The organism is Parapedobacter sp. ISTM3, from assembly GCF_016533505.1.
Taxonomy (GTDB): Bacteria; Bacteroidota; Bacteroidia; order Sphingobacteriales; family Sphingobacteriaceae; genus Parapedobacter; species Parapedobacter luteus.
The window spans coordinates 26,034-52,655 of sequence record NZ_JAENGN010000001.1; the positions used below are offsets into that span (position 1 = coordinate 26,034).

Genomic DNA, 26,622 nt, shown 5'->3' on the forward strand with positions numbered 1-26,622 from the left:
GTCAGCTGACGGGATAGGCCGTAAGGGTATGGTTTGCCTGATGGTGTGTGCCGAAATAGCGCTGTTTGAATTGTACCGTGATGGGCCGATCCGCCGAAACGACGAGCGCGTAAAGGGTCTCCAAGGGGATGGCTTCTGGATCGATGAGGTCATTGCAGCGGAAGCACTGGATGCGCTGGGCGGGTACGCTGATATGATAGGGGCCCACCGGGTCACGGTCGGCGTAATAGACGTGGAGGCTCACCTGCGCTTCCTCGGCGTGGGTATTGAGGATGATTAACTCATCGCGGCTGGTACATGCCGGTTCGGGGCCATGGCTCTCCAAAGGGATGTAGCCGCCGGGAATAACCCACCGCATATACCCGGCGATGGGTTCATGGCTATTGCTGTTCGTCATGCGTAAAAATCGTTTTTAAGTGTTCATTCAGGAAAATACCCTGCGGGTCGAACTGCGTGCGGATGCGTTGGAAATCAGCCCAACGGGGATACAGCTGTTCCAGATCGGCGGCGCGCATGCTATGTTTCTTGCCCCAGTGCGGCCTTCCGCCGTAAGCATGGAATATGGGTTCAACGTCGTCGAAATAGGCCTGATAGGGCAGGCTGGCATTCTGGTGCAGCGTGATGGCGGCCACCGTGGATTTTCCATACCCATTACTGAGCCAGTTGCCGTCTCCTTTGACCGGCCGGAAGAGCACACGCCAGCCCACGTCTTTGCGGTGTTTTTCTTTGATTCGTTGGCGGATTTCGAGGAAGCAGGGGACGGCATCACGCAGGTCTACGGAATATTCGAGTTCATTGAATTTTAACGTCTGCTCGGAAGGCAGCACATCTTTGGCATAGCCGCGCATTTCTTTGTACAACTGGCCGAAGGGAAGGTCGGGCACTTGGCGATCTTCTTCGTTCCATGTGCGGATCGTTACATCATCCCGCCGGGGATACCAGTAAAAGCAGAAATTGCGGTGAAGTTCCATGAGTTCGTCCAGCTGGGCTAAACAGTCATCCAGTGAGGCGCGGTACTGTTTGCGGACGAGGCGGTATTGCGGGAGTAGCTTGAGCTTGACAGCGGTAAACAGGCCAATCGAGCCCAGGGATACGCGCAGCGCCTGCATCATTTCGGGGTGCTGGTCTGCATCAAAGTCATGTATAGCGCCCGTGCCGCTGATAAGACGGACCCCGTGCAGCTGTGAAGACAGGTTAGCCAAGTATTTGCCGGCGCCATGCGTGCCGGTACTGATGGCACCGGCCAATGTCTGTTTGTCGATGTGGCCCATGTTTTCCATGGCGAGCGCATAAGGCGCGATGGCCTCACCCACCGCCTCGATCGTGGTATTGGGTAGAAGCACGGCTGTCTGTGCGCCGGGATCGGCGCCAAGCAGGCCAGTGAACTTATCCATGTTGATAAGTGTCTCCTTGGTGGTGTAGATATCGGAACATGAATGGCTGGCACCCACCACGCGAAGGGTCTTGCCCTGATGGTAGGTCTCTTTGACGATTTGTTGCAGGGCTGTTTCATCGACAGGCGTCAGCAGTCGCTCAGGCGTAAACTGGATGCTTCCGGACCAACTGGTCCAGGTATGTCGGCGTAGCGTTTGCTCCATAGTAACATGATAGGTAAGTCCTGTTTATGCAACAACCAGGGGGGATTAATGTTTGCGAAGGGTATTGCTGTCCGTAGGGTGCACGGCATACTTCGGATGTTGAGCAAGTCACGGTATTTCCAGTTGCCGGATTTTTGGCCTAGGAGCGTAAACGATGTGAGCGTTCCAGCCAAAAATCCGCCAACTGGAATAAACGGAATTTGTCGTGCGCCGTTGCTGAGATTTGCGGCCCGGATGTATTCCAAATATTGTACCTTTGTAGCTGTATTGCTTATTACGTACGGTAAAGCTATTCGTCAATGTTATCCAAAAAAGCCAAATACGCCATCAAAGCCCTGATTGTTTTGGGCAGGAATTACGGTAAGGAACCGATGCAGATTTTACGCATTGCGGAAGAAGAACGTATTCCGAAGAAATTCCTCGAACAGATTTTGTTAGAAATGCGTAATGCAGGAATCCTGTATAGTAAAAAAGGGGCCGGTGGCGGCTACAACCTGAATAAAGCGCCCGAAGATATCCGGTTGTCGCAGGTGATGCGGCTTATTGACGGCCCGATTGCGCTGCTGCCCTGTGTAAGCCTCAATTTTTACCGGAGTTGCGACGAGTGCAAATCGGAAGAGGTATGCGGTATCCGCGATACCTTTATTGACGTACGCAACGCTATGTTACAAATCCTAAACGATACCAGTATAGCGGATATTATCGATAAGGAAAAGCGCCTTGCACTGGGTGTTTGACGGCAAACATTTAGGCGTCCGTTGCGTTTCTTATCGTAATGAAGCCCTTTTGGAAATGGGGCCTTGGCATCGCCGCTGGCCTAATCGTAATCATCATTGGAAGTAATTGGTATGTAAACCATCGGTGGAAGCCGCGGATGGAGGTGAAGTTAAAGGACCTGATCGCCCGCGAGACAGACGGCCGTTATCAATTGAGCTACGATCGCTTGGAGGTGTCGTTGCTGGGGGGCAATGCGGCGGCCGTAAACGTTTCCCTCATCCCCGATACGGCAACTTATAAGGGTGATGGCCGGCAGCGTCCGGAATCCGGCGCGTCGTATCTCGTCCGGATAGGCCGTCTCCAAGTTAAAGGAGTCGGACTGATGCGGCTGCTTATCAGCAAGAAGGTGCATGTCAACACGGTGGTTATCGACGCGCCATCGTTACAGCTTGTCCGCCATCATTGGCCCGACAAGGATACGGCGGCCGCCGACCCGACTGTGGATACGTTTGCCGAACGCCTCGCTAAGACGTTGGCAGGTACTCGGGTAAATCGCATGGTACTGAATGCCGGCCAATTTGAAATGACGGACGACAGCAGTGCGATGGACGTCCGGATACGGGATATCACCCTGGCGATACGCGATATAAGGATAGACCCGGCCTCGTTGCTTGATACGGCACGCCTGTATTTCGCGAGGGCAATCCGATTGGAGATAGATTCACTCGATTTTCTCCGGCCGGACAGCCTTTATCGGCTGCATGTAGGGCCGCTGCGTTTCCAAACGGATACGCGGGAATTGGCGCTCCGCGATCTGCGTTATGGACTTACGGTGAGCAAAGCCGAGTTTTACCGCCGGGTGCAACGGGCTAAGGACATTGCAAACATAGCGGTTGCTCATGTCGCATTAAACGATGTGAACCTGGCAAGGTGGGTCAACAGCCAAACGTTGGCAGCGTCGGTACTTCGCGTTGACAGTGGCAGTATCGCCGTCTATAAAGACAAAACAAAGCCCAACCCACCTGCGTATAAAATCGGTGAGTCGCCGCACCAGCAGTTGCTGGGGATGAAGCAGCGGCTCGCGATTGATTCGGTGCTAATCAATGCAATGGATATCAGTTTTACGGAGGTAAGCGACCAGACGGCCAAAGCGGGCACCGTGACGTTCGACGATGTTAACGGCCTAATTCGCAATATGACCAACGATTCTGTAATGCTGGCCCGTAACAGGTTCCTGCAGCTTGATGCGACCTCCCGCGTCATGGGGGCTGGGGATCTGGAAGTGAGGTTTCGCTTTGACCTGCTGGATACCCTTGGTGCGCATACGTATCAGGCCAAGGTTGGACGCATGGATGGTAGGTCCTTCAACCGGATGCTCACGCCGCAGATGAATGTGGAGGTTGAACAGGCGGATATCCAGGCGATGGCCTTTGAGATGGAGGCTAACGATCGCCAGACGAGCGGTACGCTGCAGTTGGATTATCGGAATTTGAAGGTAAGCTTGCTTAGGGAAGCCGGTAACGGCGAGACATCGGCGAGGCCGGTGGTATCGTTTTTTGCAAACCGGTTTTTGGTGAATGATAGCAACCCGGATGCCAACGGGATATACCATCAGGGCAGCGTATATTTGGTGCGCGATCCAACATATTCGTTCTTTAAGATGATCTGGCATAGCATCCGTGAGGGGACGAAGCAATGCATTGGACTCGAACCTTGAATGTGCACAAGCGACCTAGGGGATGAGCGGGGCGAGTCTTCCAGTTGCGTTGCGTATCCAACATGCCAGTCCCTCAGCTATGCCTTTCCTCTCCCTCCTAAGGCACCTTGGATGTGCACAAGCGACCTAGGGAGATGAGCGGAGCGAGTCTTCCAGTTGCGTTGCATATCCAAGGTGCCGCCACTTCCGCTGCCGTCTCTTACGTTTCGTCTGCAATCCCTTCCACACCAAGTTTGACCGCTAATACCTGCAGGTTTTCCCAAACGGCATCAACCAATGGAATGCCGTGTTCTTTGCGGTGTTGTGTGGCGCGATACTCCGGTTCGCCCGGGATGATAACACCTTGTTCCTCGTTTATCCGTTGGGCATTTTTAAACCGGCTAATCCATTGATCCATATGGGCTTTGAAATCGGCGACAGGTCGGAATCCATCTACACGCATGGCACCGACGAAGTGACCAATGCCTTTGCCGGGCTGGTCGGCTACGGGTTGCAAGTACGCCACAAACGGCGGTACCCATGGGCCGTAGTTGGCGCCGGACAATACACCGGAAAGGATGTCCACGGTGGCGGATAATCCAAACCCTTTGTGGCTGCCTCGGCCATATTCGCTGCCCAAAGGCAACAGTGCGCCGCCGGCCGTCACCGCATTGGGGTCGGTGGTAGCCTTGCCGTCGGGCGTCAATGCCCAGCCTTCGGGAATGGGAACGTTCATCCGCTGCGCGATTTCCAGCTTGCCGTTGGCAGCAGCTGAGGTGGCCATGTCGACCACCACGGGCGGATAGGCGCCGGCTGGAAAGGCATAGCACATTGGATTGGTGCCCAGCAGCCGTTCGGACGAAAACGTGGGAGCCACCAGTGGGCTGGCGTTGGTCATGGCATATCCGATCATTTCCTGCTCCACGGCTTTCAGGGCGTGATAAGCGGCGATACCGAAATGATTGGAATGGCGGATGGCTACCCAACCGGAACCATATTGCCGGGCTTTCTCGATGGCAAGGTTCATCGCATAGGGGGCCACCACCAGTCCTAAGCCACCATCGCCGTCGACCGTGGCGGTAGTCGGTGTCTCATGGACAATGCGGATATGGGGCGTTGGGTTGAGCCGGTTGTTTTCCCATAAGCGTACATAACCGCTGAGTCGCGCCACACCATGTGAATCAATGCCACGGAGGTCGGCGGAAAGGAGTACATCCGCCGCTAACGCAGCATCGGCATCAGGGCATCCGATGGATTGGAAGATGCGGTATGTAAAATCCCTTAATTGCCGTTCTTGTACGATCATGTTCTTGTGCTTTTTGCGATAAATGTTGGGTCGCCTTCTCTTATTGCCTTGCCCGTTGCATGGGATTTGGTCCGACGGATGCGCCACGCGCCGGCCCGGTTCCCTGCTTAAACAATTCAAAACGTGTGGGCGTATGTTGGCGGGGCCACGAATTGTTGGCTTCGTCAATGTCTGCCGTCTCCCGCAGGGGATCGATAAGGATGGTCTTCACCTCCTTGGTTTTCGCAAAGACCTTGGTGACTTCATGTTCGTTTTTCCGCCAGATATAGGCCGGAATCCGCTCGGTTTCCGTGGTGCCATCCACAAAGGTCCACTGAATGATAATGGGCATGACCAGCCCGCCTTTATTGCTCATTTTAAGCTGGTAGAAATGGTACTCGCCATCATACAGCGCTTTTTCTTCTGCCGATAACGACTGGTAGTATTGCTCGAAGGCTTGCTTGTCTTCCGCTGTGATTGCGAAGCGATCCCATTTGTTATAAAAATCCTGCAAGGAGGTGTCGGCCTCCACGGCAAAATTGACGCCGGCTTCGATGTTGCGCCGGCGGGAAATGGTATTCAGGTCATTTTCGTGGGCTGCCTTGGCCTCGGCTTGCGCTTCCTGCAGGTTTCCCACGGGCTGGAAGTACTGTACATCGTCCAGGGAGATATCCACGGGATCGGTACTGAAAAACCATCCACGCCAAAACCAATCGAGATCGACAGCCGAAGCATCTTCCATGGTGCGGAAAAAGTCAGCAGGGGTGGGGTGCTTAAACGCCCAACGTCGGGAATACTCCTTGAACGCATAGTCAAAAAGCTCGCGGCCCATCACGGTTTCACGCAGGATATTGAGCGCCGTGGCGGGTTTGGCATAAGCATTTGGCCCAAACTGCACGATATTTTCCGAGTTGGTCATGATGGGCTCCAACTGGTCTTTCGGAAGCTTCATGTAATCGACGATCTTATGTGCGGGACCGCGGCGTGAGGGGAAATCCTTATCCCATTCCTGCTCCGCGAGGAACTGGCAGAAGGTGTTGAGGCCTTCGTCCATCCATGTCCACTGCCGTTCATCGGAGTTGACAATCATGGGAAAGAAGTTATGGCCGACCTCATGGATGATAACGCCAATCATCCCGTATTTAGTGGCTTCTGAATACGTGCCGTCTTTATCAGCACGGCCGTAGTTGAAGCAAATCATGGGATATTCCATGCCGTTGGCGGCTTCCACGGAGATGGCTACCGGATAGGGGTAGGCAATGGTGTGCTTGGAATATACCTTCAGGGTGTGGGCGACAACTTTTGTGGAATATGGGCGATAGAGGGGATAGGCCTCGGGGCCGTAATATGACATGGCCATGGGTGCGTTCCCCGCAATGCCGTCCTTGACGCGCATGGCGTCCCACACGAGGCGGCGGGATGTCACAAAGGCAAAGTCACGTACATTTTTGGCTTCATAGATCCAAGTCTTCTTGCCCTTGGCCTTGCCTCGCATAGCTTGCCGGGCCTCGTCGAGCGTGACGACTTCCACCGGCTCGTCCGCCTGCTGTGCCTGCCGCCAGCGATCGTATTGCGCAGCGGTGAGCACGTTGGCATAATTGCGGCATTCGCCCGTGGCACCAACAATGTGGTCGGCCGGTACGGTAATGTTCACCTTGAAGTCCCCGAATGCCAATGCAAATTCGCCCCGACCTGTAAATTGCTTGTTTTGCCACCCTTGGAAGTCGGAATATACGGCCATACGCGGGTACCATTGCGCAATGGTATAAAGATAGTTGCCGTCTTCGGCAAAGTATTCATAGCCGCCGCGCCCTCCTTCCGTCATCCGATCGCTGATGTTGTACTGCCAATCGATTTGCAACACAAACTTGGCGCCGGGTTTCAGGGTGGTTGGCAGCTCCACGCGCATCATGGTATAATTGATGGTATATGGAAGCGCTTTGCCAGCCGCATCAGCCACTTTCAGGATGTTGACACCCAAATCTTTATCGTGGGCTATAAGTTGCTGCAACTGGCGGGTGGTCACCTGATCACCGAGTGAGCTTTCGTCGAACTTCTTGCTTTCGGCATCGGCCTTGTGTTCGTTTTCATCCAACTGGATCCACAGGTAAGTCAAGGGGTCGGGCGAATTGTTGGTATACGTGATGGTTTCAGCGCCGATGACCCGCTGATTTTCGTCATCGACCTCTACGTCGATGACGTAATCAGCTTTCTGCTGCCAATATTGGTGACCAGGGGCGCCTGAAGCTGTACGGTATACGTTCGGGTCGCTCAATAATGTGCCGAGCTGCTCAAACTTGTTCCCATGGTTCGAACCGGGATTGTTTTGATATTGCGCCAGGACGGGGGAGGAGAGCGTTCCAAACCCGAGAAGCATGAACAACTGATAGTATCTTCGTTTCATGTTTTCATGTTTTATGTTAAGCGTTAAGCTGTCGGTTTTTACATTCGTTCCAATGCCATCACCAGTGCGATGCCGAAAATAGCGGCAGACAGGAAAAACGTCCAGTCTCGCCTCGATACGGAAAAAATGCTCGTGGCAATGAATGATACGACCAAGACCACGAAAACGATGGCCAGCTGCCCTATTTCCAACCCCACATTAAAAGCGAATAAGGGCCACGTGATACTACTTTCCTTGCCCAGCAGCGACCGCAGGTAATTGGAAAATCCCAATCCGTGGATGAGCCCGAAAAACAACGCGTAGCTGTAGGTGAGCCAATCGGTGCTTGATGCCCGCCTGCGTTTTTTGACCACATTGCTGAAGGCGGTGATGACAATGGTGACCGGGATGAGGAATTCAATCAATTCGGTATTTACCCGGATAAGGTTGAATACGCTCAGTGCCAACGTAAGTGAGTGGCCAACGGTAAATGCGGTGACCAGTACAACCACCTTTCGCCAGTCTTTCATGAAATAGGTACAACAAAGCGCAATGACAAAAAGGATATGGTCGTATCCCGAAAGGTCTAAGATGTGCTGTAGACCCAACTCGAAATAAACCCCGAAATCCTGCATATTGAAGTTTTGTTGTTATATTCGCGACAATATTACGTTTATTGCGGCGAAAACACAATCGATAACGGAAAATATATCGTGACGTTCCGTTGATGGAGGCTTAAATTTCATGTTGACTATAATTATCGGCTTTTTTTTGTTGGTTTTCCATCCGTTTTATGTTAGCATTACGTCGATTGACTTCAACGAAAAGGCAAAAACGATGGAAGTAAGCTGCCGCATTTTCTATGACGACCTGGAAGAAGCGATCCGTGCGGAGTATAAGACAAAAATTGACCTCATACATCCGGCCGATCGCCGCAGGACAGACAGCTTGTTGGCGGATTACTTTGTAAAGCAGCTTAAGCTTGGTGTAAACGGAACATCAAAAACCTTAAGCTTCCTTGGTTACGAAATTGAGGACGACGTGGCGTGGTGCTATCTTGAGGCCAGCAATGTAGCCGGGGTGCAGCGCATCACCATAGACAACCGCATCTTATTTGACCAATTTCCCAAGCAAAGCAACATCTTGCACGTGACGGCCTATGGCAAACGGAAAAGCGCGAAGCTGGACAACCCGATGCGTAGGGCCGTTTTTGTGTGGTGACCAGTGGAGTCGGAATCAGGCACCTTTGGATGCGCAAAAGCAACCTAGGTGGATGAGCGGAGCGAGTCTGCCAGTTGCGTGGCGTATCCAAGGGTGCCTGGGGAAGCCCCGTGTCCTAACACTACCTGACAAGTAGTTGCATACGAAACCTAGGAGACGGCAGCGAAGCGCACCGAATCCGATTGGGGATCGGCTACGTGATGCCTCACTGTTCTTCAAATTCATCATCATTGAAGTCGTTGTCAAATAGACTCCCCAGCATATCGGCAAAGGCGATACCGCCGTCGAGGTAGCTTTTGTTGAGCTGTGAATATTCGGCTAATCCATGGAGCACAAACTCCATGAGCAACAATTGTTGGCTTTCGGCAAGCTTCGGATGAAGTTTTTTGATCAGGGCGTGCAAGCCCGGTACCTGCATCACCGCCTTTTTGTACTGGCTGTCTGAGAGCTCATCTGTCAATTCCAGTCGGTGGCCATCCGTGAACCAGTCAATAATGGGGGTGTATGGATTTTCGGTTTTCGACTTTTTGGTCTTCTCGGGGTGCGGAAAATACTGCGTAAACAGGGTTTTCACCGCAGAGCCGATGAGCCGGTGTGCTACATGGACAGGTCCCTCGAGCTCGCCTTCGTAGACAAGTTCGATTTTCCCGGTAATGGCCGGGATGATACCGGAAAAATCCGACAGGCGGGCGGCAGTCTTCTGCTGGCCTGCTATCAGCATCCGCCGTTCTGCGGCACTGACTAGATTTTCAAATGCAGCTATCGTCAGGCGTGCGGACACGCCGGATTTTTGGTCAATAAATTCACTTTTTCGAGCTTCAAAGGCCACTTGTTCAACCAGGTCCTTCAACAGGCCGTCTACTTCAATGGCTGCCTGTTGCTCGGGAGTGACGCGCGCTTCCTGAAAGGTGATTTTGCGGGAAATATCGATGCTGTTTGGGTAATGTGTCAGTATCTGGCTTTCGATGCGATCTTTCAGCGGGGTAACGATGGAGCCGCGGTTGGTGTAGTCTTCCGGATTGGCGGTGAACACAAATTGGATATCAAGTGGTAAGCGCAATTTGAATCCACGTATCTGGATATCTTTTTCCTGTAGCATATTAAACAAAGCGACCTGTATCCGGGCTTGCAGATCGGGCAGTTCGTTGATGACAAAAATACCGCGGTGGGCTCTCGGAATCAGCCCGAAGTGGATGACACGCTCGTCATTATAAGTCAATTTCAGTGTTGCCGCTTTAATCGGATCGACATCCCCCACGAGATCGGCTACGGTGACATCCGGGGTAGCCAGCTTTTCCGTATACCGCTCTGAACGGTGTAGCCAGGCGATGGGCGTGTCGTCGCCTTTTACCTGGATTTCGTTCCGTGCATACCATGAGATAGGGTGCAACGGATCGTCGAAAAGCTCGCTCCCTGCCACATAAGGCACGTATTCGTCTAATAAGTGCACCATCAGGCGGGCAATACGTGTTTTTGCCTGCCCCCGCAATCCCAGCAGTAGGATATTATGCCGGGATAGGACGGCGGTCTGCAGTTCGGGGATGACGGTCTCGTCATAACCGACAATGCCTTTAAACCCAGCTTTTTTTTCTTGTAGCTGCCTGATGAGATTAGCTCTTAGTTCGTCTTTTACGGTACGGTATTGGTATCCTGATTTTTTGAGTTCGCCTAATGTGTGAATATGAGTCATACTATTTTTAAAATCGTTGTTTTTTATTGTATCGATCACTGGCCCCCGCTACTGATTACTATTTCCGATGCTACCGATTCGGGCTGTTGAACACTAAACATGGATACAGAAGCGAAGTGCCGCCATCCCCTACCGCACCGTCTTTCTCCGGTTGCGGATGTAGTCTTCGAAAATATACTCACCCAACCCCTGGAGAGAGCTGTAAAATGCTCTTCCGCCGTTGGTTTCGGTAAATTGTCGGACGAATTGCTGTAAATAGGGGTCGCGGGCAATCATAAACGTGGTGATGGGGATGTTGAGCCGTTTGCACTGAGCGGCCATATTTAACGTTTTGTTGACAACTTTGCGATCCAGGCCTACGCTGTTTTTATAATAACGGCCATTTTCCTTCAGGCACGTCGGTTTACCGTCCGTAATCATGAAAATCTGCTTGTTATGGGTTTTGCGCCTGCGCAATAAATCCGTGGCCAGCTCAAGCCCGGCTAACGTGTTGGTGTGATACGGGCCTACTTGCAGGTAGGGTAAGTCTTTGATCGTAATGGGCCAGGCATCATTGCCAAATACGACGATATCCAGTGTGTCTTTCGGGTAGCGGGTATGAATCAGCTCGGCCAACGCCATCGCAACTTTTTTGGCTGGCGTAATGCGATCTTCCCCGTACAAGATCATACTATGGGAAATATCTATCATCAGTACGGTAGACGTCAGTGTTTTATAGTCCCGTTCTTCGACTTCAAGGTCGCGTTCGGTGAGCATGAAGTTGCCAATACCATGGTTTACCTGTGCGTTGTGGATGGACGTGGTCATATCAATCTGATCCAGGCTGTCGCCATACTGGTACTCCCGGCTGTCGGCATTTTTTTCGTCGCCCAATCCGGAGAGGTTGCTGTTGTGGTTGCCACGTCCGCTTTTGCGCAGTTTGCCGAAAATCTCTTCCAGCGCCGATTGGCGGATAGTCTGCTCGCTTTTAGCCGTAATCCGGAATTGGCCTGAGCTTGGATCGTCGCTAAGGTAGCCTTTGTCTTTAAGATCCTGGATGAAATCGCCCATGCCATAGTCATCTGTGGTGAGGTTGTATTGCTTGTCCAGCTCATTGAGCCAGGCCAATGCTTCCATAGCGTCACCCGCGGTGTATTGGAGCAGTTGCATGAAAAGTTTCAGCAACTCATCAAAACCGCCTTTTGGCAACGTATTGGGTGTATATTGTGAGAAATGGTAGCCACGCATATGTTCTGCTGTTTTATTGTTTTGTTTGTACTGTCCGCGGATGCACAACAAATTTCAGATGTTTCGCCATTCACGATGTTTCGACGTTGGATTGTACCCAAAGGGCATGGACGGAGCGAGCGTTCCAGTCATCCAACAACGTCGTGCGGGTAAGCAGCGAACATCAGGCCTAAGTTACTGCTTTTTTCGGTAAGTCAAGATCCGGTTTTGTGGTTTTTTACTTTACACCGGAAATCCTTATCTTTACGAAACATTCAGGGCCAATTGTTGTTTCTCCGTCAATGTAACGCTATGTTTCATGAAACCAATCTGGAAATGGGTCATTGGGATTACTGTTAGCCTCCTATTGGTGATATCGGTGAGTGCTTGGTACCTAAGCAGGCATTGGCGGCCGATATTGGACGCTCGACTCAAAGAAGCTGTGATGAACGCCACGGACAGCCTTTACCTGATCGCTTATGACGAGTTGGGTTTCAATTTGGTTACGGGAAACGCTACGATTGAAAACCTGCGGCTGACGGTGGATACCGCCAGGTATGCAAAGATGGAGATTAACCAACAGGCACCAGACAATGTTTACAACATCAGCATAGCCAATCTGCAGATCCGGCGATTCCATCCACGCCGCATCCTCGCTGATCGCAGGTTGAACATCGATGACATCATCATCGATACGCCGGCTATTCAAGTGGTGAATACCTACCATGTCTACAACGATACGGTAGCGACAAAGCGCGACCCACGGACACTCTACCAACGGATCGCTCATCTGCTCAACGAGGTGAGCGTAGGGAATATCTATCTTAACGATATTCAGTTTAAGTTTACCAAAAACACCGACTCCGCTGTAAACGAAACGGCGCTGAACAATCTCAACATCCATGTGCGTGATGTGCTTATTGATTCGGTTTCCCAGTTTGATACATCGCGGTTTTACTTGACACGGGCCATCGATGTGGACATGCCTGGTTTCCGGTATGAGACGCCCGATAGCTTTTATTATGTGAGCTTTGACCGGGTGCAGCTGGCTACATTGTACAAGCGACTGCTTGTCACGGGGTTGAAGTACGCTCCGCGGATGAATAAGAGCGAATTCTACAAGCGAAGCCAGCAGGCAAAAGATATGGCTATCATCGCCTTTCCGGCGATTCGTCTTGAAGACATCGATTTGCAGCGATTTGTCGATAGCCGAAAGCTGTATGCAGGTAGTCTGCATATCGACAGCGGTACGGTGGCGATATCCAATGATCTCCGTTATCCCCGGCATGCGACCAATAAGATGGGCAAGTCGCCCCATCAATTGTTGCTCAACATGAAGCAGACGATTAAAATTGATTCGGTGTTGCTCAATCATTTGAACATCAGCTACGCCGAGGTGGGCAAAAAGTACGGGAAGGAGGGGAAAATAACGTTTGACGACGCAAGTGGCGTTTTTAGGAACGTGACGAACGATACATCGGCGTTGCTGCGGAATCAGGTGATGGAGGCACAGCTGACCACATATCTGATGAATACCGGCAAACTGGATGTGTTGTTTGCGTTTGATATGCTCGATAAAGACGGCAAATACACCTATAAAGGACAGCTTGGACCCATGAACGGCACTCCGCTTAATCGTATGATTACACCATTATTGAACGCAGAGATAGGTAGTGCAAACATAAAGGGCCTACGCTTTGACGTGCAGGCTGATGATCGCCGGGCACGGGGTTCGCTGCGGTTTGACTATGACAACATGCGGCTCCACTTACTGACCGAGGGGGATGACGGAAGCCGGTCGTCGAAACGCGTCGTATCCTTTCTGGCAAATAGTTTTATCATCAATGATAGTAACCCCGATGCCAATGGCCAATATCATCGGGGTCGGATTAATTATACACGTCCGCCCACTTATTCTTTTTTCAAAATGCTTTGGCAAAGTTTGGCTCAGGGCATCAAGGAGTGTGCTGGAATCAGCCCCGAGCGCGAGCGACGATTGCTAAATGCCGCGGAAGAAGCTAAGCAAGCCGCAGAAAAAACAGGTGGCTTTTTCAGGCGGGTATTTGGCAAGAAAGCAGAAGGCAACTAGTATTTCGGCTTGAACAAATCAAAGAATTTGGTGAAGATGCCATTACGCGGAGGCAGGCCGGCTTGCTCACGTTCGAAGTTGATGGCCTCCCGCCGGGTAAGCATCACCATATCCATTCGTTGATCCTGCAGTGGGCGGTCATAGCGATCGGTCTGTACCGCGGCGATGCTATCGACGACAGCTATCCCCGAAACCAATTCACCAAAGACGGTATAACTTTGGTCGAGGTGGGGCGTACCACCGAGTGTCTTGTATACCTCCCGCTGGTGCGGCGGGATTTTGCGCCCGCCGAGGCGCAATTGCTCCAGGCTATCCAGGCCGTTATCGGTAAAGGTACGCCCTTGCACCAGGTAGAATTGCGACCCACTGGAGGCTTTTGCAGGATTGTTGTCGCGGGCAGCTCCAATGGCACCCTTTTTATGAAAAAGGCTATCGTCGAATTCGGCGGGAATGGTGTATTCCGGTCCGCCTTCACCCAGCCGCTGCTTTTCAGCCGCATAGCGGGAATTTGGATCGCCACCCTGAATCATGAAATGCTGGATAACGCGATGAAACAATAAGTCCTTGAAATAACCCTCACGGACCAACTTCGTGAAATTTTCACGATGTAAAGGCGTTTCGTCATACAACTTCAGCAGGCATTCGCCTTTTGGTGTGATGATCCGGACGTACTTGGCGGGAGGGGCAGCGTGCGATGTAAGAATAGATGCAATGAGTGCTACGAGTATCAGCGTTTTCTTCATGAGCGTTTTTAAACGTATAGGGGCTATTCACTGCTGAATAGCTTCGTCGAAATAATCGATGATCAATGATTTGATGATGAGCTCTTGCTCCAAAAGGGTATAGTTGGGTATCGGTTTGATAAGGCGCCAGTGTGGCCAGCCTTCTTGATCGAGTCCTTCCAGTTCATAAAACCCCATAGCGCTAAAAAGACGGCATGTAGCGATGTGCATTAATTCTTCCTTCTGTCTTTTGCTGAATTTCATGGGGCCTTTACCAAGCTCCTGCACCCCGATGAGAAACAGCATTACCTTGATGTCGGGCTTCTCCATGTCGAACTGCTTAGCCGTATCGGCTTGCAGCTCAGACCATCTCTTATTAATCAATGATGCGTTCACCATGCAAATTTAGCTAAAATTGTCTTAACAATTTCATCGATTGCCCATTGTCGCTTGAAGACCGGTTTGCTATTCCCTGATAGCGTGGCCGTCTGTTGCGTGCCGGAGGGAAAGGAAAGCAACATTTTGGGGAATTCTTTCTACAAGGTGTGGGTCAATGATGAGCTTGTATCCATCGCCGGTGAATTTTTCGTAAGCAAGTTGTGGTTTTTTGGCTAATGCACCTGGTTGATACTCATGCTGTTAGGTGGTTGTCTTGTCGGATTGCTTGCCGCGGCGCGGATTCGGTAGCAATTGGCATCATATTGTTATATAAAAGAGCATAGTACACGGTGTTTAGCTAAAGACTTTAACCATATAACATTACCGCGCTTGAGGTAAGTTGAACGATAACGGTAAATTACTTAGCATAGTATGAACTGTTTGTTTTAGTATCTGGAAAAGCGTCGCTTCGGTGGCGCTTTTTTTTATTTCCCCCAAATCGCCAATAGCTCCCGGCACCGCTTTTCAACCAGCTGATACACGACGTCGAATAAGCGGCCGTCATAATAAGGGTCGGGTACTTCCTGGCCGCCTAAAAATAACTGGATGCGTGCCCGCTGTTCGCTGGTTTTTGCGTAAGCCAATAAGTGTCGCAGATTATCGCGATCCATGGCCAGAATGTGATCAAATTCCTCCAGATGGCGGTGGTGTAATTGTTTTGCCCGTTGCTTGCTGATATCAATGCCATGGCGTTTAGCTACGGCGATGGCGCGGTGATCAGGCGGATTGCCGACATGCCATCCACCAATGCCTGCGGAGTCAATTTCCCAGTCCAGACCTCGTTCATCAGCCAAATGCTGCAAGATACCGTGCGCCAATGGCGAACGGCAAATGTTTCCCAGGCATACAATGAGTATCTTCATGGTTGGTTAAAACTGGAGGGTAAATACACTGCCTTTCCCTTCTTCACTTTGCACCAGAATGTTACCGCCATGCAGGAGCATAATTTGTTTGCTGAGCGTAAGTCCTACTCCGCTTCCCGTTTTACGTGTAGTAAAAAATGGAATAAAAATACTCTCCAGCAACTCTGCGGGAATGCCTTTTCCGTTGTCGCTTACCTTGATCTGCGGTCGGCCGTCGTTCGCCGATGCCGAAAGCGAAATATAGGGGGCCGGCGATTCTTTGACGGCCTCCATCGCGTTCAATAAGAGGTTGATCAGCACCTGCTCAATGAGGTTTATATCCAGATCAAGCTGTAGCTGCGTGTCTTTCAAAATAATATCCAGCTCGATATTTTTTTGGATAAGCGAAGGTTCCATGAGCTGATAGAGATTTTCAAACAGGTCGGATGCATATACCCTGCTGATGTTCGGTCGTTCTATTTTGTTTAATGAACGGTAAGTGCCTGCAAATTTGAGCAATCCTTCGCTCCGGCGTTTTATCGTTTCGGTGCCTAGTCGAATGTCTTCCAATTCCTCGTTATTGGGCATGTTATCCAGTCGACTTTTTAGCGTATCCGCAAGGGATGATATGGGCGCAATGGAGTTCATGATTTCGTGTGTAAGTACGCTCAACAGCTTTTGCCAGGCTTTGGCCTCCGTTTCATCAATGGCTTCATTGACATTTTGGTAGACAACAAGCTGGAATTTGCCTTCGGGCGTTTGAAAGTAGCTGGAGGTAAGCAGCAGCTTGATATTCCCCTTGGCAGAATTGACACTGAGCAGCGTTTGTTCACCGGGGACCAATTGCATGGTTTTTTGATACAAATCTTCGTTTTTGCGCTGAAGTCCTTCAAACCGATGTAAATACGGGATATGAAAAAGTTTTTTAAAGGCTTCATTCATCCATACGACTTCGTGGGTCTCGGTGTTATACGAGAGGATTGCTGTATCGACAATTTCCAGGATTTGATGCAGGTACTGATATTGTGTTTCGCGTTCGCCGCTGATTTTTTTGAAGACGGCATTGATTTCATTGAACGCACTTCGCAAGGGCAGCAACTCTGCCTTGGCATAGTTGAGCGGAAAGTGGCGGGTAAAATCGCGGTATCGGGCTGCTTCGGCAAACTCCTCCAGCTCGCGATAGGCCAGCAACTGCGAGCGGAAATTAAGTGTGAGCATCCAGATGCAAAACGGGCCTAATAGGAATGCGTACAAATATTGCGCTTTGAACAATAAATACGCTAAGCTCGTCAAGGCCACCAATAGCAATATCGCCCGGAAAAAAATCAATCGCCTGAATCGTCGCATCCTCAGATATCGTATTTGCTTAGCCGCCGATAGAGTGCAGTACGGGTAATGCCCAACTCCTTGGCTGCCTTGCTGATGTTCCCGCCGTGTTTCTCCACGACGTTTGCGATGGTAATACGTTCCAGCTCGACTAAGTTGTGTTCTTCCGGTGCCTGCCGCTGGGTTTGGTTGTTCTGTGGCGCTTGTTCGATGGCCGAGAAGATGAGATCTTCAGCGCCTAAAATTTCAGTATCAGCCATGATGACTGCGCGTTCAATGCTGTACTGAAGTTCTCTGACATTGCCGGGGTAATGGTATTTCAATAACTTCTGCTCTGCCTTTTTATCCAAGTCGGCAATAGATTTCATGTATTTTTGGGCATACTTCTGAAGGAAATGACGTGCGATCCGGAGGATGTCTTCGCCTCGATCACGTAATGGAGGCACCTGTATGTCTACCGTATTAATGCGGTAGATGAGGTCTTTTCGAAAGCGGTTTTCGTTGGCCAAGTCGGTCAGGGGCACGTTCGTGGCACAAATCAACCGGATATCCACGGGAATGGGTGTATTGCTTCCCAACGGGATGACTTGCCTGTTTTGTAGTACGCTGAGCAGTTTGGCTTGCTGTTGAAGGGAGATGTTGCCAATCTCATCCAGAAAAAGCGTTCCGCCGTTTGCGGCCTCAAACCGACCGACCCTATCCTCCCGGGCGTCTGTGAACGCCCCTTTTTTGTGCCCAAAAAGTTCGCTCTCAAAAAGGCTTTCCGTGAGTGCTCCTACGTCTACTTTGACAAAGGGTTTGTCCGCTCTTCGGGATTGTTTATGGATAGCCGTTGCGATAAGGTCTTTTCCCGTGCCGTTTTCGCCAAGCACCAGTATATTGGCGTCAGTAGGTGCAATTTTGCTGATCTTGTAAAGCAAGTCTTGCATGATTTCGGATTCACCGATAAACTCGGCATCCATCACCGCTTTATTAGGCTCTACGGCTTTCTTGCGATCGCTTTTCGACAATAGCCCGGTGATCACGCCTATTAACTGTTCGTTTTGCCACGGTTTGACGACAAAGTCTGCTGCACCCTGTTTGAGCGATGTGACCGCCAGATCGATGGCTCCATACGCCGTAATCATCACGACGGGCAGGTTTGGTTTGATGGTTTTGATACGGTTTAGCCAATATAAGCCCTCATTGCCCGTGTTGATGGTGCTTTTGAAATTCATGTCCAGCAGTACAAGATCCGGTGTTTCCTTGGCCAGAAGTGAAGGAATTTGCTCGGGGTTGTGCTCTGTTATGACTTTTCCAGCTTGCTGTTTGAGTAATAGGCGTACGGCGGTCAGTACATCGGGATCGTCATCCACGACTAGTATACGCGAGTGCTTCATATTGTTTAGTTAAATATGACATCCAATTAAAATGTAAAACTACGATATCTATGGCGGCCCGCAAAAAAATGAAAAAATAATTTTGAATGTCGCATAACAGCACTATATTTGCAGACCCAAAAGGAAGGGAGCTTAGCTCAGCTGGTTCAGAGCATCTGCCTTACAAGCAGAGGGTCACTGGTTCGAATCCAGTAGCTCCCACAAAATTTACAAAAAGCCGTTTTTCTCGTAGAAAAACGGCTTTTTTATTAGAGGCTCTCCTGACTGACCTCGATGGCGCACGATGGCCGATTGGGTACCGGGAGCGACCTTTTTCGGCTACCGCATTACCGACAAGTTGATTTGGAACTCGGAGTGTCAGGTCGAGTTCCTGCATTATAAGTCGCAAGAAACCCACCACGAAATCGTGATAGAGCATACGTGTGTTTGGTTACCTGTTTGAGGTTGGATGCGATGTCCTGCCATACATCCGGCAAAACAGGAAAATAAAGGGTGGATCTTCGTTTGTCCATGATCCACACGAGATGAAACTTAGTTTGTTTTCGCGATATGAGCGGCTGAACACCCACGCCGGAGTACGTGTGGAATTGCTGCATCTTCCGCGGGTGGAAAGCAACATGGACATCTGGACATTCGGTGCCAATTTCAATACCAGAGAAAATATCGTTATCAAAGCTAATTATCAGCGCCGGATGAACAGGTTTCAGGATGACCCAAGTCCCAGAAAACAGATCGTGGAAACGGGCATTGGCTTTATTTTTTAGATCTGTCAATACGTGCCGTCGAGAATGATATCGTTTTGGCCACCTCCACAGAAAGGTAACATAAAAGTAACAGTGAGGTGTTAGCTTTGCATCCGGATCACCAACACACCGTGAATGACACTAAAAGTTCCGGATCGTTATTCAGACAGTCACCTGCTGGAGCAAATTGCTTTGGGCAACGTGGAGGCGCTTGAACAACTGATGCGCCGCTACGACGGCTTGGTGTACGATTTTGCCCTAAAATTGGTCAAAAACTCTCAAATTGCTGAGGAAATCACGCAGGATGTATTTATAAAAATCTGGGAAAACAGAGGTCAAGCATCTCAGATAAAGTCGGCCGCCGGCTGGTTTTATACTGCAAGCCGGAATCGCTCGATCTCCATGATCCGGGAGGAAACGGCCCGCCAGGCACGTGAACAGTGCTATATGGCCGAACAAGAAATCGCTGCGAGACCGGAGGACGATATTTATCGCTACGATACCAAGGCACTGATGGATGAGTTTATTCTCCAATTGCCACCTAAACGACGTGAAATTTTTCTGCTTAACCTGAAACATGGGTTATCCATTGAAGAAATCGGTGCCCGGCTTAACATCTCGCCCTATACGGTGAAAAACCAACTGCAAAAAGCATATGCCTTGCTGCGGCGATGGATGACCGAACACGCCTACCTCCTGATTGTCGGAAGCGGTTTATTCTGACGATCCTAAACTTAACACATTCTTAATAATACCTCGTAGTCCCGCGCAGCCACCGGCTGCGTCATAGTACTGATGGATAAGGAAAAATATCGGGTACTGTTCAAGAAGTATGTCAGCGGTGAACTGGCTCCGGCCGAAAGGGAAGTGTTTTTACACTTTGTCGAAGACCCCGAGAACGAGGCGTTATTGGATGAGTTTCTTCGGACATATTGGCGGGACGCTGTGCGGGACGGCGCGCGGAATGTCCAGAAAAGCAGTGAAAGACGGATCGCTGCTGTGATGGGGTATGTGCGGAAAGACCGTCACCGCAGACGTTGGCTTCCCTGGATGGCAGCGGCCTGTCTCATGGGAATCGTTGCGGTTTGGGCGCTGCACCGAATGCAAACTGCCTTCGATACCACCCGCCACGCAACGGAATATTGCATAGCGGCTGCGCACGGACAGAAAAAAACCGTGCATATGCCGGACGGCAGTGTGGTGTACCTGAATGCTGGAAGCGCGTTGAGGTATAGCAGTGATTACAATCGAAGCATGCGAGATGTGGTGCTGGACGGCGAAGCTTTTTTTGATGTACAACAAAATCCTGAAAAGCCGTTTGTCGTTCGTACGCAAACACTGCATATCCAAGTGTTAGGTACGGCTTTCAATGTGCTGGCGTTTGACGACGAAACGGCCGTCTGCGTGGCCGTCCGCAGTGGGCTTGTCGAAGTGACGGCGTCAGGCGATTCATTGCTGCATTACGGAAAATTGGGGGCAGGCAAACAACTGCACTTCGACCGGGAGACCCTCGAAGCTGAAATTAGCGATTTCAATGAAGAAACGGGCATGCTGGACTGGAAAGATGAGGTGTTTGTGATTCAGGAAGATGAATCGTTTGCTCAGGTAGCAAAACGCCTGGAACGTTGGTATGGAATGTCGATTGTTTTTGAAGACAAGGCACTTGAACGCTGTCGGTTTGCGGGCAAGTTCAACCGGATGCCTATCAACAGCCTGCTGGGACTGCTGCAAAAGGGAAGCGGCTTTAAATTCCGGATTGAAGGCGGTACAGTCTTTCTGAGTGGTCCGGGATGCGGCGGATAACCGGCTATCAGATAAATGTAAACATTAAAAAGGAGCGGCGTATGTAACAGGAGACAGGAATCAAAAAACTTCCGGCAGGAGGCCGGAAGCTTATGGACGTGTTGCCAAGCGGTCTGGACAACTCATTGGCAACCATGGATTTCAAGAAGTATGAAACTTATTAAAATCATTCAAAGATAATGAACAGGAATTTACTGTGCTATTCAAAAATCATTTTTAATGCCATGAGATACAGTTCATTGATGCTTTTGGTACTGGCCTTCGGCCTATCGCTCTGCAGTGCCAAGCACGTGGACGCACAAGGGCTCCATGACACGAAAGTGGCCCTTAAAGTCAAAAACACAAGCCTTAAAGCGGTGTACCGTGAAATCGAACGGCAAAGCCATTTCCGTTTCGTTTATAGCAGGGATGCGGTTCCGGAAGATCAGGAAATCAGCCTGTCGATAAAGAGCAACCTGGCAAGCGTGCTTGACGAGATTGAACGGCAGACACACACGGTGCATGAGCTGACAGGGACGCATATCGTTGTTACGTACCGACCTCCGCAGCAACAGGGAAGGGTCGCCGGCCGCGTAGTGGATGCGGGGGGAACCCCGCTGGCGGGGGCCAGTATCCATGTGGTGGAAACTGGTGGTCGGTATACCTCGGACGCTGAAGGGAATTTTTCGTTTGGCCTGCAGCCGGGTACTTATCGTATTGAAGTGAGCTATATTGCCTATGAAGGCCAGCGCATTTCAGACGTTTCGGTCGTGCGGGGTCAAGTTACGGAAGTGTTGTTTACGCTTAGCGAACGGCTGGATGAGATTGAGGAAGTCGTCGTGGTCGGTTATGGTACGCAGCGAAAGATTAATCTGACGGGTGCTGTGGACCAGCTTGGCGGAGAAGTATTTGAAAACCGTCCGTTGACGAGTGCAACGCGAGGTCTTCAGGGCGTGCTGCCGAATCTAAATATCCGGATGACGGACGGGAAGCCAACCCGGGGTGCTGAGTTTAATGTACGGGGTACAACGTCGATAGGTGCGGGGGGAAGTGCCTTGGTACTAATCGATGGCGTCGTAGGGGATCCTGCCCTGCTCAATCCAAATGATATTCAGAGCGTCACCGTGCTGAAAGATGCTGCGTCTGCTGCCATCTATGGGGCTAGGGGTAGCTTTGGAGTGGTGCTTATCACCACCAAGTCGGCTAAACCGGGTAAAACTTCAATCACATTAAACAGCAACTTCTCGCTTAACGACCGCACTGTGAAACCGCGCATGGTGACCAACGGGTACCAATGGGCCGAGAGCTTCAATGAGGCATTCGTTGCATGGAACGACTATCAGGCGTACCCGCAACGGGTGAACAACCTATTCCCCTTTTCGCTCGATTACCTCGATGAATTGAGAAGAAGGGACATGGATCCGTCTTTGCCGAAGGTCGATGTTGACCCGGTCACAGGAAACTACGTCTACTATGGCAACACCGACTGGTTGCGTGAGCTTTATGCGGATTATAATCCGTCAACAGAGCATACACTGGCTGTGACGGGCAGCCAAGATAAAATTGATTACTACCTTTCTGGAAGGTACCATTACCAGCAAGGGGTATTCCGCTACAACCCAGATAATTTCAATATTTATAATTTGCGTGCGAAGCTGGGGGGCAACGCCACTGACTGGCTGCGGATCGATAATAATACCGAATTCAATCAGCGGGATTACCGTTACCCGATTGTCAATAACGCTTGGAATTCACCCGTTTGGCGGACGATCACCGATGCAACATTTCCGATGGTCGTACTGAAGAATCCCGACGGGTCGCTCTCGGAGTACGCAGCCGGCTCTGTGGGGGGCTTTCTTTACGACAACAACGCCTCGGAATCCTCGACGTTGTCAATCAGAAACACGAGCCGGTTCAAGGCCAGGGTCGGCGACACCGGACTTGACTTGAACGGAGATTACACATTCGCATATACTTTCGATACCGATGGCCGCGTATTTACACCGGTACCTTTCCGTCGTCGGCCAGACGTCGAAGCGACGCAGGGCGAAAGCAAGCTCAACGAACGGAACGACCGAAACCGGTACACGGCTGTAAACCTGTACCTGAATTATGACAGGGCCATGGGCAAACATGGGATTGGCGGGGTAATCGGGCTCAACTATGAAAGCACATCACTCCGCACCCGTTTTTATCAACGGGATGGTATCATAAACAGTGCAATACCGGATTTTTCCCTGCTGAATGGACAGAACTACCTCATCGAGGGCGGTGGATACGATTGGCGTACCATGGGAGGCTTTATGCGCTTGCAATATGCTTACGATAGCCGCTATCTGGTTGAAATGAACGCACGGTATGATGGGTCATCCAAGTTTCCGGAACGGCAGCAGTTCGGCTTTTTCCCGTCCTTTTCAGCGGCTTGGAACGTAGCCCGCGAACGCTTCTGGAGTATCCCCGAACGTTGGGTGTCCGACTGGAAGCTGCGTGCATCGTGGGGTACGCTTGGCAACGGGAATGTGCCGCCTTATCAGTACCTGGCCACTATGGACGTGCAGCGGCTGCCACGTATACTGAATGGGGTTGCGCCCGATTATACCAGTGCCCCAAACGTGATCCCCAATGGCCTAACCTGGGAGTCGGCAACGACAGTTAATTTCGGGACCGATCTCTCGCTGTTCAGGAGGCGTTTGAACCTTGTGTTCGATTGGTATACGCGCAACACAGCAGATATGTTTACCGTGGGTACACCACTTCCAGGCGTCTTTGGGACGGACGTCCCCCGGGGAAATTATGCTGACCTGCGGACCAGAGGATGGGAACTGACCATTAATTGGAAGGATAGCCGTGGAACAGGGGACCGCGCATTCAGCTATTCACTGGGGGCGGTGCTTGCTGATCACTATTCGGTTATCACCCGGTTTAATAACCCTCAGGGTCTTCTGAATACCTACTATGAAGGCATGCGAGTGGGAGATACCTGGGGTTTCGTCAACGACGGCTACTTCGGTAGTGAAGCGGAAATTGCGGCTTATCCCATCGATTACTCGTTCATCAGGTATTCCAACACCAACAAGCCGCTTCCGGGAGATATTAAATTCAAGGACCTGAACGGTGACGGCCGGATCGACCGCGGCGCCAATACATTGGCTGATCCGGGTGACCAGACGATTGTTGGAAACACCGAGCCACGCTATGCATTCGGCATAAACGGATCCCTGGACCATAGGGGTGTATTCCTAACCTTTTTTTTCCAGGGGATCGGCCGGCAAGATTGGTGGCCAGGTAGAGAAGGGTCGCTTTTCTGGGGGCAATATAACCGCCCGTACAACTGGATGCCCCAGGATGTGCTGGACAACCGGTGGAGCGAAGAAAATCCGAATGCGTATTTTCCGCGCTTCCGCGGTTACCTCGCGCAGAATGCCAGCGGTTCACTCGCGATGGTACAGTCCAAGTACATGCAAAACGCTGCCTATATACGGCTCAAAAACGTTTCGCTGGGATATAAATTCCCCGAACGCTTAACCAACAGGTTAGGAATGAGTGCGCTAACAATGTTTGTCACAGGGCAGAATCTTTGGACCTGGACACCCTTGCACCGGCATGTGAAAACAATGGATCCTGAAGTAATTGACGGATCTGATCCGGAGGTGAACCGCACCAGTGGCAACGGCCTTTCCTATCCGATGCTGAAGACTTACACCGTGGGTATCAGCGTAGGCTTATGAGCGCATGTAAATACTGGCACTGATATAAAAGACAAACGATGAAAAAGTTACTTATTATACTCACTATGGGGTTGCTGGCGTCTTGCAGTAAGCTGTTCGACCTGCAACCAATCGATAAACTGAATCCGGAAGACGCATTCCGCACCGAACAGGACCTGAGATTGTATACCAATTCGTTTTACTTGGTACTTCCCAGTGCGGAGGAGATAATTCGAGAAGATGTGATGAGCGACTACCTCGCTGGGCGCAATGTCAATCCGTTCCTGCTCGATGGGGCATTCAATGCAAACCAGTCTTCGGGATGGAACTGGGGAAATCTGAGAAACATTAACTTCTTCTTAGAACACGTGGGTAGGGCTGAGGTCAGCGATGCCGTGAAGAACCATTACCGAGGCATTGCCCGCTTTTTTCGGGCATGGTTTTATTTTGACAAGGTAAAACGTTTCGGTGATGTACCTTGGTATGGCCATACCCTAAATACAGACGATCCGGATCTTTATAAGCCGCGCGACCCGCGCCAACTGGTCATGGATAGTGTGCTGGCTGACCTCAATTTCGCGGTGCAGCACATCAGTAACCAAAAAGACCCTTCGGCTACGCAGGTGACGTCTTGGGTGGCGCAGGCTTTTAAGTCAAGGGTATGTCTATTTGAAGGAACGTTGCGTAAATACCGGACGGATCTTGAGCTCTCAGACGCCGATCATTGGCTGGACGAGGCGGTGAATGCCGCACAGGCCGTGATGGATGGTGGCGCGTACATCCTGTATACGAATGCCGGCGAACAGGCTAGCTATCGGCAACTGTTTGTCAGCGACCGGCCCGTGTCCGATGAGGTGATCCTGTCATGGGTGGGTGATCGCAGCCTACGCATCTTTCACGATGCTAACTGGGCTTATACCAGTGCAAGCTATGGCAGTAGGGTCAGCTTCACCAAGACTTTTATCAATACCTACCTGAAGCTCGACGGCACACGGTTTACCGACGAGGAGGACTATGGCACACAATTGCTGACGCAAGAACTCGCCGGGCGCGATCGGCGGCTTGCCCAGACAATCAGGATGCCGAGCTATACCCGCGAAGGGACGCCGGCGCCACCTGACTTTACCTATACCTATACGGGATATCAACCGCTTAAATTCACGGTGGAGGCCCGATCGGCAGACGGTAGGGCGGAGAATATCAATGCTATTCCTATCATCCGTTATGCCGAGGTACTGTTGAATTATGCGGAAGCACGAGCTGAGCGCGGCGTGTTTAATACCAATGATTGGGAGATGACGGTAGCCGCATTGCGCCGCCGTGCAGGAATAACGAATGTATCCTATCCGCAAACTATCGACCCGTATTTGCAAACCAACTATTTTCCTGGATTGAATGACGCTGTCCTATTGGAAATCCGTAGGGAGCGCGCCATCGAGCTGGCCCTCGAAGGTTTTCGCTATCCTGATCTGATTCGCTGGAATCGTGGCAAACTGCTGGAAATGCCCTACGAAGGGATGTATGTGCCGGCGCTGGATATCCCGGTGGATATCAGTGGTGATGGACGACCGGACGTCGCCTTCGTCAATGAAGTGCCACGGGAGACCCAACCCGGCATCCAATATTACGTGATTGATGGGACGCAATCCAGGCTCACCGAAGGGGATCGTGGACGGTTGCTATGGCTGAATAATATCAGAAGAGTATGGGAAAACTACAAGTTCGTTTACCCGATCCCGTATAACGAGCTGGTGCGCAATCCAAATCTGGAACAGAACGAGGGATGGAACTGAAACTA

At 50.9% G+C, this 26,622-nt stretch carries 21 protein-coding genes and 1 tRNA gene; 10 read left to right on the forward strand and 12 right to left on the reverse strand.

Annotation, left to right across the window (positions count from 1 at the left end):
* Position 1: 1 nt before the first annotated feature.
* The gene (locus JHJ32_RS00125) at positions 2 to 397 is read right to left on the reverse strand and encodes a sensory rhodopsin transducer (RefSeq protein ID WP_200119038.1); all 396 of its coding nucleotides are present in this window, start codon (positions 395 to 397) and stop codon (positions 2 to 4) included.
* Positions 381 to 1,598, reverse strand: a complete 1,218-nt coding sequence (locus tag JHJ32_RS00130; RefSeq protein ID WP_200119041.1) for a D-arabinono-1,4-lactone oxidase — start codon at positions 1,596 to 1,598, stop codon at positions 381 to 383. The genes JHJ32_RS00125 and JHJ32_RS00130 overlap by 17 nt, the downstream gene beginning before the upstream one ends.
* Before the next feature lie 299 nt (positions 1,599 to 1,897).
* On the opposite strand from JHJ32_RS00130, the gene JHJ32_RS00135 reads away from it, so the two are divergent.
* On the forward strand, positions 1,898 to 2,335 hold the full coding sequence (locus tag JHJ32_RS00135; protein ID WP_079717440.1) for an Rrf2 family transcriptional regulator: 438 nt from the start codon (positions 1,898 to 1,900) through the stop codon (positions 2,333 to 2,335).
* 38 nt (positions 2,336 to 2,373) lie between these two features.
* Positions 2,374 to 4,032 carry a hypothetical protein gene (locus JHJ32_RS00140; RefSeq protein ID WP_200119043.1) on the forward strand — a complete coding sequence of 553 codons (1,659 nt, stop codon included), beginning with the start codon at positions 2,374 to 2,376 and terminating at the stop codon, positions 4,030 to 4,032.
* Positions 4,033 to 4,231: 199 nt separating this feature from the next.
* Here the strand turns inward: JHJ32_RS00140 and JHJ32_RS00145 are convergent, their stop codons facing one another.
* The 3 genes from JHJ32_RS00145 to JHJ32_RS00155 are packed head-to-tail and all read right to left on the reverse strand — an operon-like array spanning position 4,232 to position 8,314.
* Positions 4,232 to 5,317 carry an Ldh family oxidoreductase gene (locus JHJ32_RS00145; protein ID WP_200119046.1) on the reverse strand — a complete coding sequence of 362 codons (1,086 nt, stop codon included), beginning with the start codon at positions 5,315 to 5,317 and terminating at the stop codon, positions 4,232 to 4,234.
* Positions 5,318 to 5,357: 40 nt separating this feature from the next.
* Positions 5,358 to 7,700, reverse strand: coding sequence for a M1 family metallopeptidase (locus tag JHJ32_RS00150; protein ID WP_233632414.1), 2,343 nt, complete (start codon positions 7,698 to 7,700; stop codon positions 5,358 to 5,360).
* Between the two features lie 38 nt (positions 7,701 to 7,738).
* Positions 7,739 to 8,314: a HupE/UreJ family protein gene (locus JHJ32_RS00155; RefSeq protein ID WP_200119048.1), complete on the reverse strand. Its 576-nt coding sequence runs from the start codon at positions 8,312 to 8,314 to the stop codon at positions 7,739 to 7,741.
* Between the two features lie 109 nt (positions 8,315 to 8,423).
* Here JHJ32_RS00155 and JHJ32_RS00160 point away from each other — a divergent pair, with 109 nt between their 5' ends.
* Positions 8,424 to 8,900, forward strand: a complete 477-nt coding sequence (locus tag JHJ32_RS00160; RefSeq protein WP_200119050.1) for a DUF6702 family protein — start codon at positions 8,424 to 8,426, stop codon at positions 8,898 to 8,900.
* A gap of 205 nt (positions 8,901 to 9,105) precedes the next feature.
* On the opposite strand, the gene JHJ32_RS00165 is transcribed toward JHJ32_RS00160, so the two are convergent.
* Together JHJ32_RS00165 and JHJ32_RS00170 are read right to left on the reverse strand one after the other, a co-directional pair.
* Entirely contained in the window at positions 9,106 to 10,590 is a 1,485-nt protein-coding gene (locus tag JHJ32_RS00165; protein ID WP_200119058.1) for a sigma 54-interacting transcriptional regulator, read from the reverse strand.
* 129 nt (positions 10,591 to 10,719) lie between these two features.
* Complete coding sequence (locus tag JHJ32_RS00170) at positions 10,720 to 11,817, reverse strand: VWA domain-containing protein (RefSeq protein WP_200119060.1); 1,098 nt, start codon at positions 11,815 to 11,817, stop codon at positions 10,720 to 10,722.
* 298 nt (positions 11,818 to 12,115) lie between these two features.
* Between JHJ32_RS00170 and JHJ32_RS00175 the strand changes: the two genes are divergently transcribed.
* Positions 12,116 to 13,885: a hypothetical protein gene (locus JHJ32_RS00175; protein ID WP_200119062.1), complete on the forward strand. Its 1,770-nt coding sequence runs from the start codon at positions 12,116 to 12,118 to the stop codon at positions 13,883 to 13,885.
* Here the strand turns inward: JHJ32_RS00175 and JHJ32_RS00180 are convergent.
* From JHJ32_RS00180 to JHJ32_RS00200, 5 genes are all read right to left on the reverse strand, one after another.
* Positions 13,882 to 14,628 (reverse strand): peptidylprolyl isomerase, encoded by a 747-nt coding sequence (locus tag JHJ32_RS00180; RefSeq protein WP_200119064.1) that lies wholly within the window; start codon positions 14,626 to 14,628, stop codon positions 13,882 to 13,884. The genes JHJ32_RS00175 and JHJ32_RS00180 overlap by 4 nt on opposite strands.
* A 27-nt stretch (positions 14,629 to 14,655) precedes the next feature.
* Positions 14,656 to 15,003, reverse strand: coding sequence for a hypothetical protein (locus tag JHJ32_RS00185; protein WP_079717501.1), 348 nt, complete (start codon positions 15,001 to 15,003; stop codon positions 14,656 to 14,658).
* Between the two features lie 467 nt (positions 15,004 to 15,470).
* Positions 15,471 to 15,908 carry a low molecular weight protein-tyrosine-phosphatase gene (locus tag JHJ32_RS00190; RefSeq protein ID WP_200119066.1) on the reverse strand — a complete coding sequence of 146 codons (438 nt, stop codon included), beginning with the start codon at positions 15,906 to 15,908 and terminating at the stop codon, positions 15,471 to 15,473.
* Positions 15,909 to 15,914: 6 nt separating this feature from the next.
* Positions 15,915 to 17,234, reverse strand: a complete 1,320-nt coding sequence (locus JHJ32_RS00195; protein WP_079717431.1) for a PAS domain-containing sensor histidine kinase — start codon at positions 17,232 to 17,234, stop codon at positions 15,915 to 15,917.
* A 2-nt stretch (positions 17,235 to 17,236) separates the two neighbouring features.
* A complete protein-coding gene (locus JHJ32_RS00200) occupies positions 17,237 to 18,592 on the reverse strand; it encodes a sigma-54 dependent transcriptional regulator (protein ID WP_200119068.1) in 1,356 nt (451 codons plus the stop codon).
* Positions 18,593 to 18,718: 126 nt separating this feature from the next.
* On the opposite strand from JHJ32_RS00200, the gene JHJ32_RS00205 reads away from it, so the two are divergent.
* The 6 genes from JHJ32_RS00205 to JHJ32_RS00230 all read left to right on the forward strand — a co-directional run bounded on the left by JHJ32_RS00205 (position 18,719) and on the right by JHJ32_RS00230 (position 26,617).
* Positions 18,719 to 18,793: transfer RNA gene (locus JHJ32_RS00205), tRNA-Val, on the forward strand.
* A gap of 323 nt (positions 18,794 to 19,116) precedes the next feature.
* Positions 19,117 to 19,356, forward strand: a complete 240-nt coding sequence (locus JHJ32_RS00210; protein WP_079717429.1) for a hypothetical protein — start codon at positions 19,117 to 19,119, stop codon at positions 19,354 to 19,356.
* Between the two features lie 114 nt (positions 19,357 to 19,470).
* Positions 19,471 to 20,058 carry an RNA polymerase sigma factor gene (locus JHJ32_RS00215; RefSeq protein ID WP_079717428.1) on the forward strand — a complete coding sequence of 196 codons (588 nt, stop codon included), beginning with the start codon at positions 19,471 to 19,473 and terminating at the stop codon, positions 20,056 to 20,058.
* Between the two features lie 72 nt (positions 20,059 to 20,130).
* On the forward strand, positions 20,131 to 21,138 hold the full coding sequence (locus JHJ32_RS00220; RefSeq protein WP_200119071.1) for a FecR domain-containing protein: 1,008 nt from the start codon (positions 20,131 to 20,133) through the stop codon (positions 21,136 to 21,138).
* 224 nt (positions 21,139 to 21,362) lie between these two features.
* Positions 21,363 to 24,845: a TonB-dependent receptor gene (locus tag JHJ32_RS00225; protein WP_200119073.1), complete on the forward strand. Its 3,483-nt coding sequence runs from the start codon at positions 21,363 to 21,365 to the stop codon at positions 24,843 to 24,845.
* 38 nt (positions 24,846 to 24,883) lie between these two features.
* The gene (locus tag JHJ32_RS00230) at positions 24,884 to 26,617 is read left to right on the forward strand and encodes a RagB/SusD family nutrient uptake outer membrane protein (RefSeq protein WP_079717425.1); all 1,734 of its coding nucleotides are present in this window, start codon (positions 24,884 to 24,886) and stop codon (positions 26,615 to 26,617) included.
* The last annotated feature ends 5 nt before the right edge of the window (positions 26,618 to 26,622 follow it).

Bases quoted from the DNA above. Each gene is read 5' to 3' on its own strand.
- JHJ32_RS00125 (WP_200119038.1), bottom strand. From the start codon at position 397: ATGACGAACAGCAATAGCCATGAACCCATCGCCGGGTATATGCGGTGG.
- JHJ32_RS00130 (WP_200119041.1), bottom strand. From the start codon at position 1,598: ATGGAGCAAACGCTACGCCGACATACCTGGACCAGTTGGTCCGGAAGC.
- JHJ32_RS00135 (WP_079717440.1), top strand. From the start codon at position 1,898: ATGTTATCCAAAAAAGCCAAATACGCCATCAAAGCCCTGATTGTTTTG.
- JHJ32_RS00140 (WP_200119043.1), top strand. From the start codon at position 2,374: ATGAAGCCCTTTTGGAAATGGGGCCTTGGCATCGCCGCTGGCCTAATC.
- JHJ32_RS00145 (WP_200119046.1), bottom strand. From the start codon at position 5,317: ATGATCGTACAAGAACGGCAATTAAGGGATTTTACATACCGCATCTTC.
- JHJ32_RS00150 (WP_233632414.1), bottom strand. From the start codon at position 7,700: ATGAAACGAAGATACTATCAGTTGTTCATGCTTCTCGGGTTTGGAACG.
- JHJ32_RS00155 (WP_200119048.1), bottom strand. From the start codon at position 8,314: ATGCAGGATTTCGGGGTTTATTTCGAGTTGGGTCTACAGCACATCTTA.
- JHJ32_RS00160 (WP_200119050.1), top strand. From the start codon at position 8,424: ATGTTGACTATAATTATCGGCTTTTTTTTGTTGGTTTTCCATCCGTTT.
- JHJ32_RS00165 (WP_200119058.1), bottom strand. From the start codon at position 10,590: ATGACTCATATTCACACATTAGGCGAACTCAAAAAATCAGGATACCAA.
- JHJ32_RS00170 (WP_200119060.1), bottom strand. From the start codon at position 11,817: ATGCGTGGCTACCATTTCTCACAATATACACCCAATACGTTGCCAAAA.
- JHJ32_RS00175 (WP_200119062.1), top strand. From the start codon at position 12,116: ATGAAACCAATCTGGAAATGGGTCATTGGGATTACTGTTAGCCTCCTA.
- JHJ32_RS00180 (WP_200119064.1), bottom strand. From the start codon at position 14,628: ATGAAGAAAACGCTGATACTCGTAGCACTCATTGCATCTATTCTTACA.
- JHJ32_RS00190 (WP_200119066.1), bottom strand. From the start codon at position 15,908: ATGAAGATACTCATTGTATGCCTGGGAAACATTTGCCGTTCGCCATTG.
- JHJ32_RS00195 (WP_079717431.1), bottom strand. From the start codon at position 17,234: ATGCGACGATTCAGGCGATTGATTTTTTTCCGGGCGATATTGCTATTG.
- JHJ32_RS00200 (WP_200119068.1), bottom strand. From the start codon at position 18,592: ATGAAGCACTCGCGTATACTAGTCGTGGATGACGATCCCGATGTACTG.
- JHJ32_RS00210 (WP_079717429.1), top strand. From the start codon at position 19,117: ATGAAACTTAGTTTGTTTTCGCGATATGAGCGGCTGAACACCCACGCC.
- JHJ32_RS00215 (WP_079717428.1), top strand. From the start codon at position 19,471: ATGACACTAAAAGTTCCGGATCGTTATTCAGACAGTCACCTGCTGGAG.
- JHJ32_RS00220 (WP_200119071.1), top strand. From the start codon at position 20,131: ATGGATAAGGAAAAATATCGGGTACTGTTCAAGAAGTATGTCAGCGGT.
- JHJ32_RS00225 (WP_200119073.1), top strand. From the start codon at position 21,363: ATGAGATACAGTTCATTGATGCTTTTGGTACTGGCCTTCGGCCTATCG.
- JHJ32_RS00230 (WP_079717425.1), top strand. From the start codon at position 24,884: ATGAAAAAGTTACTTATTATACTCACTATGGGGTTGCTGGCGTCTTGC.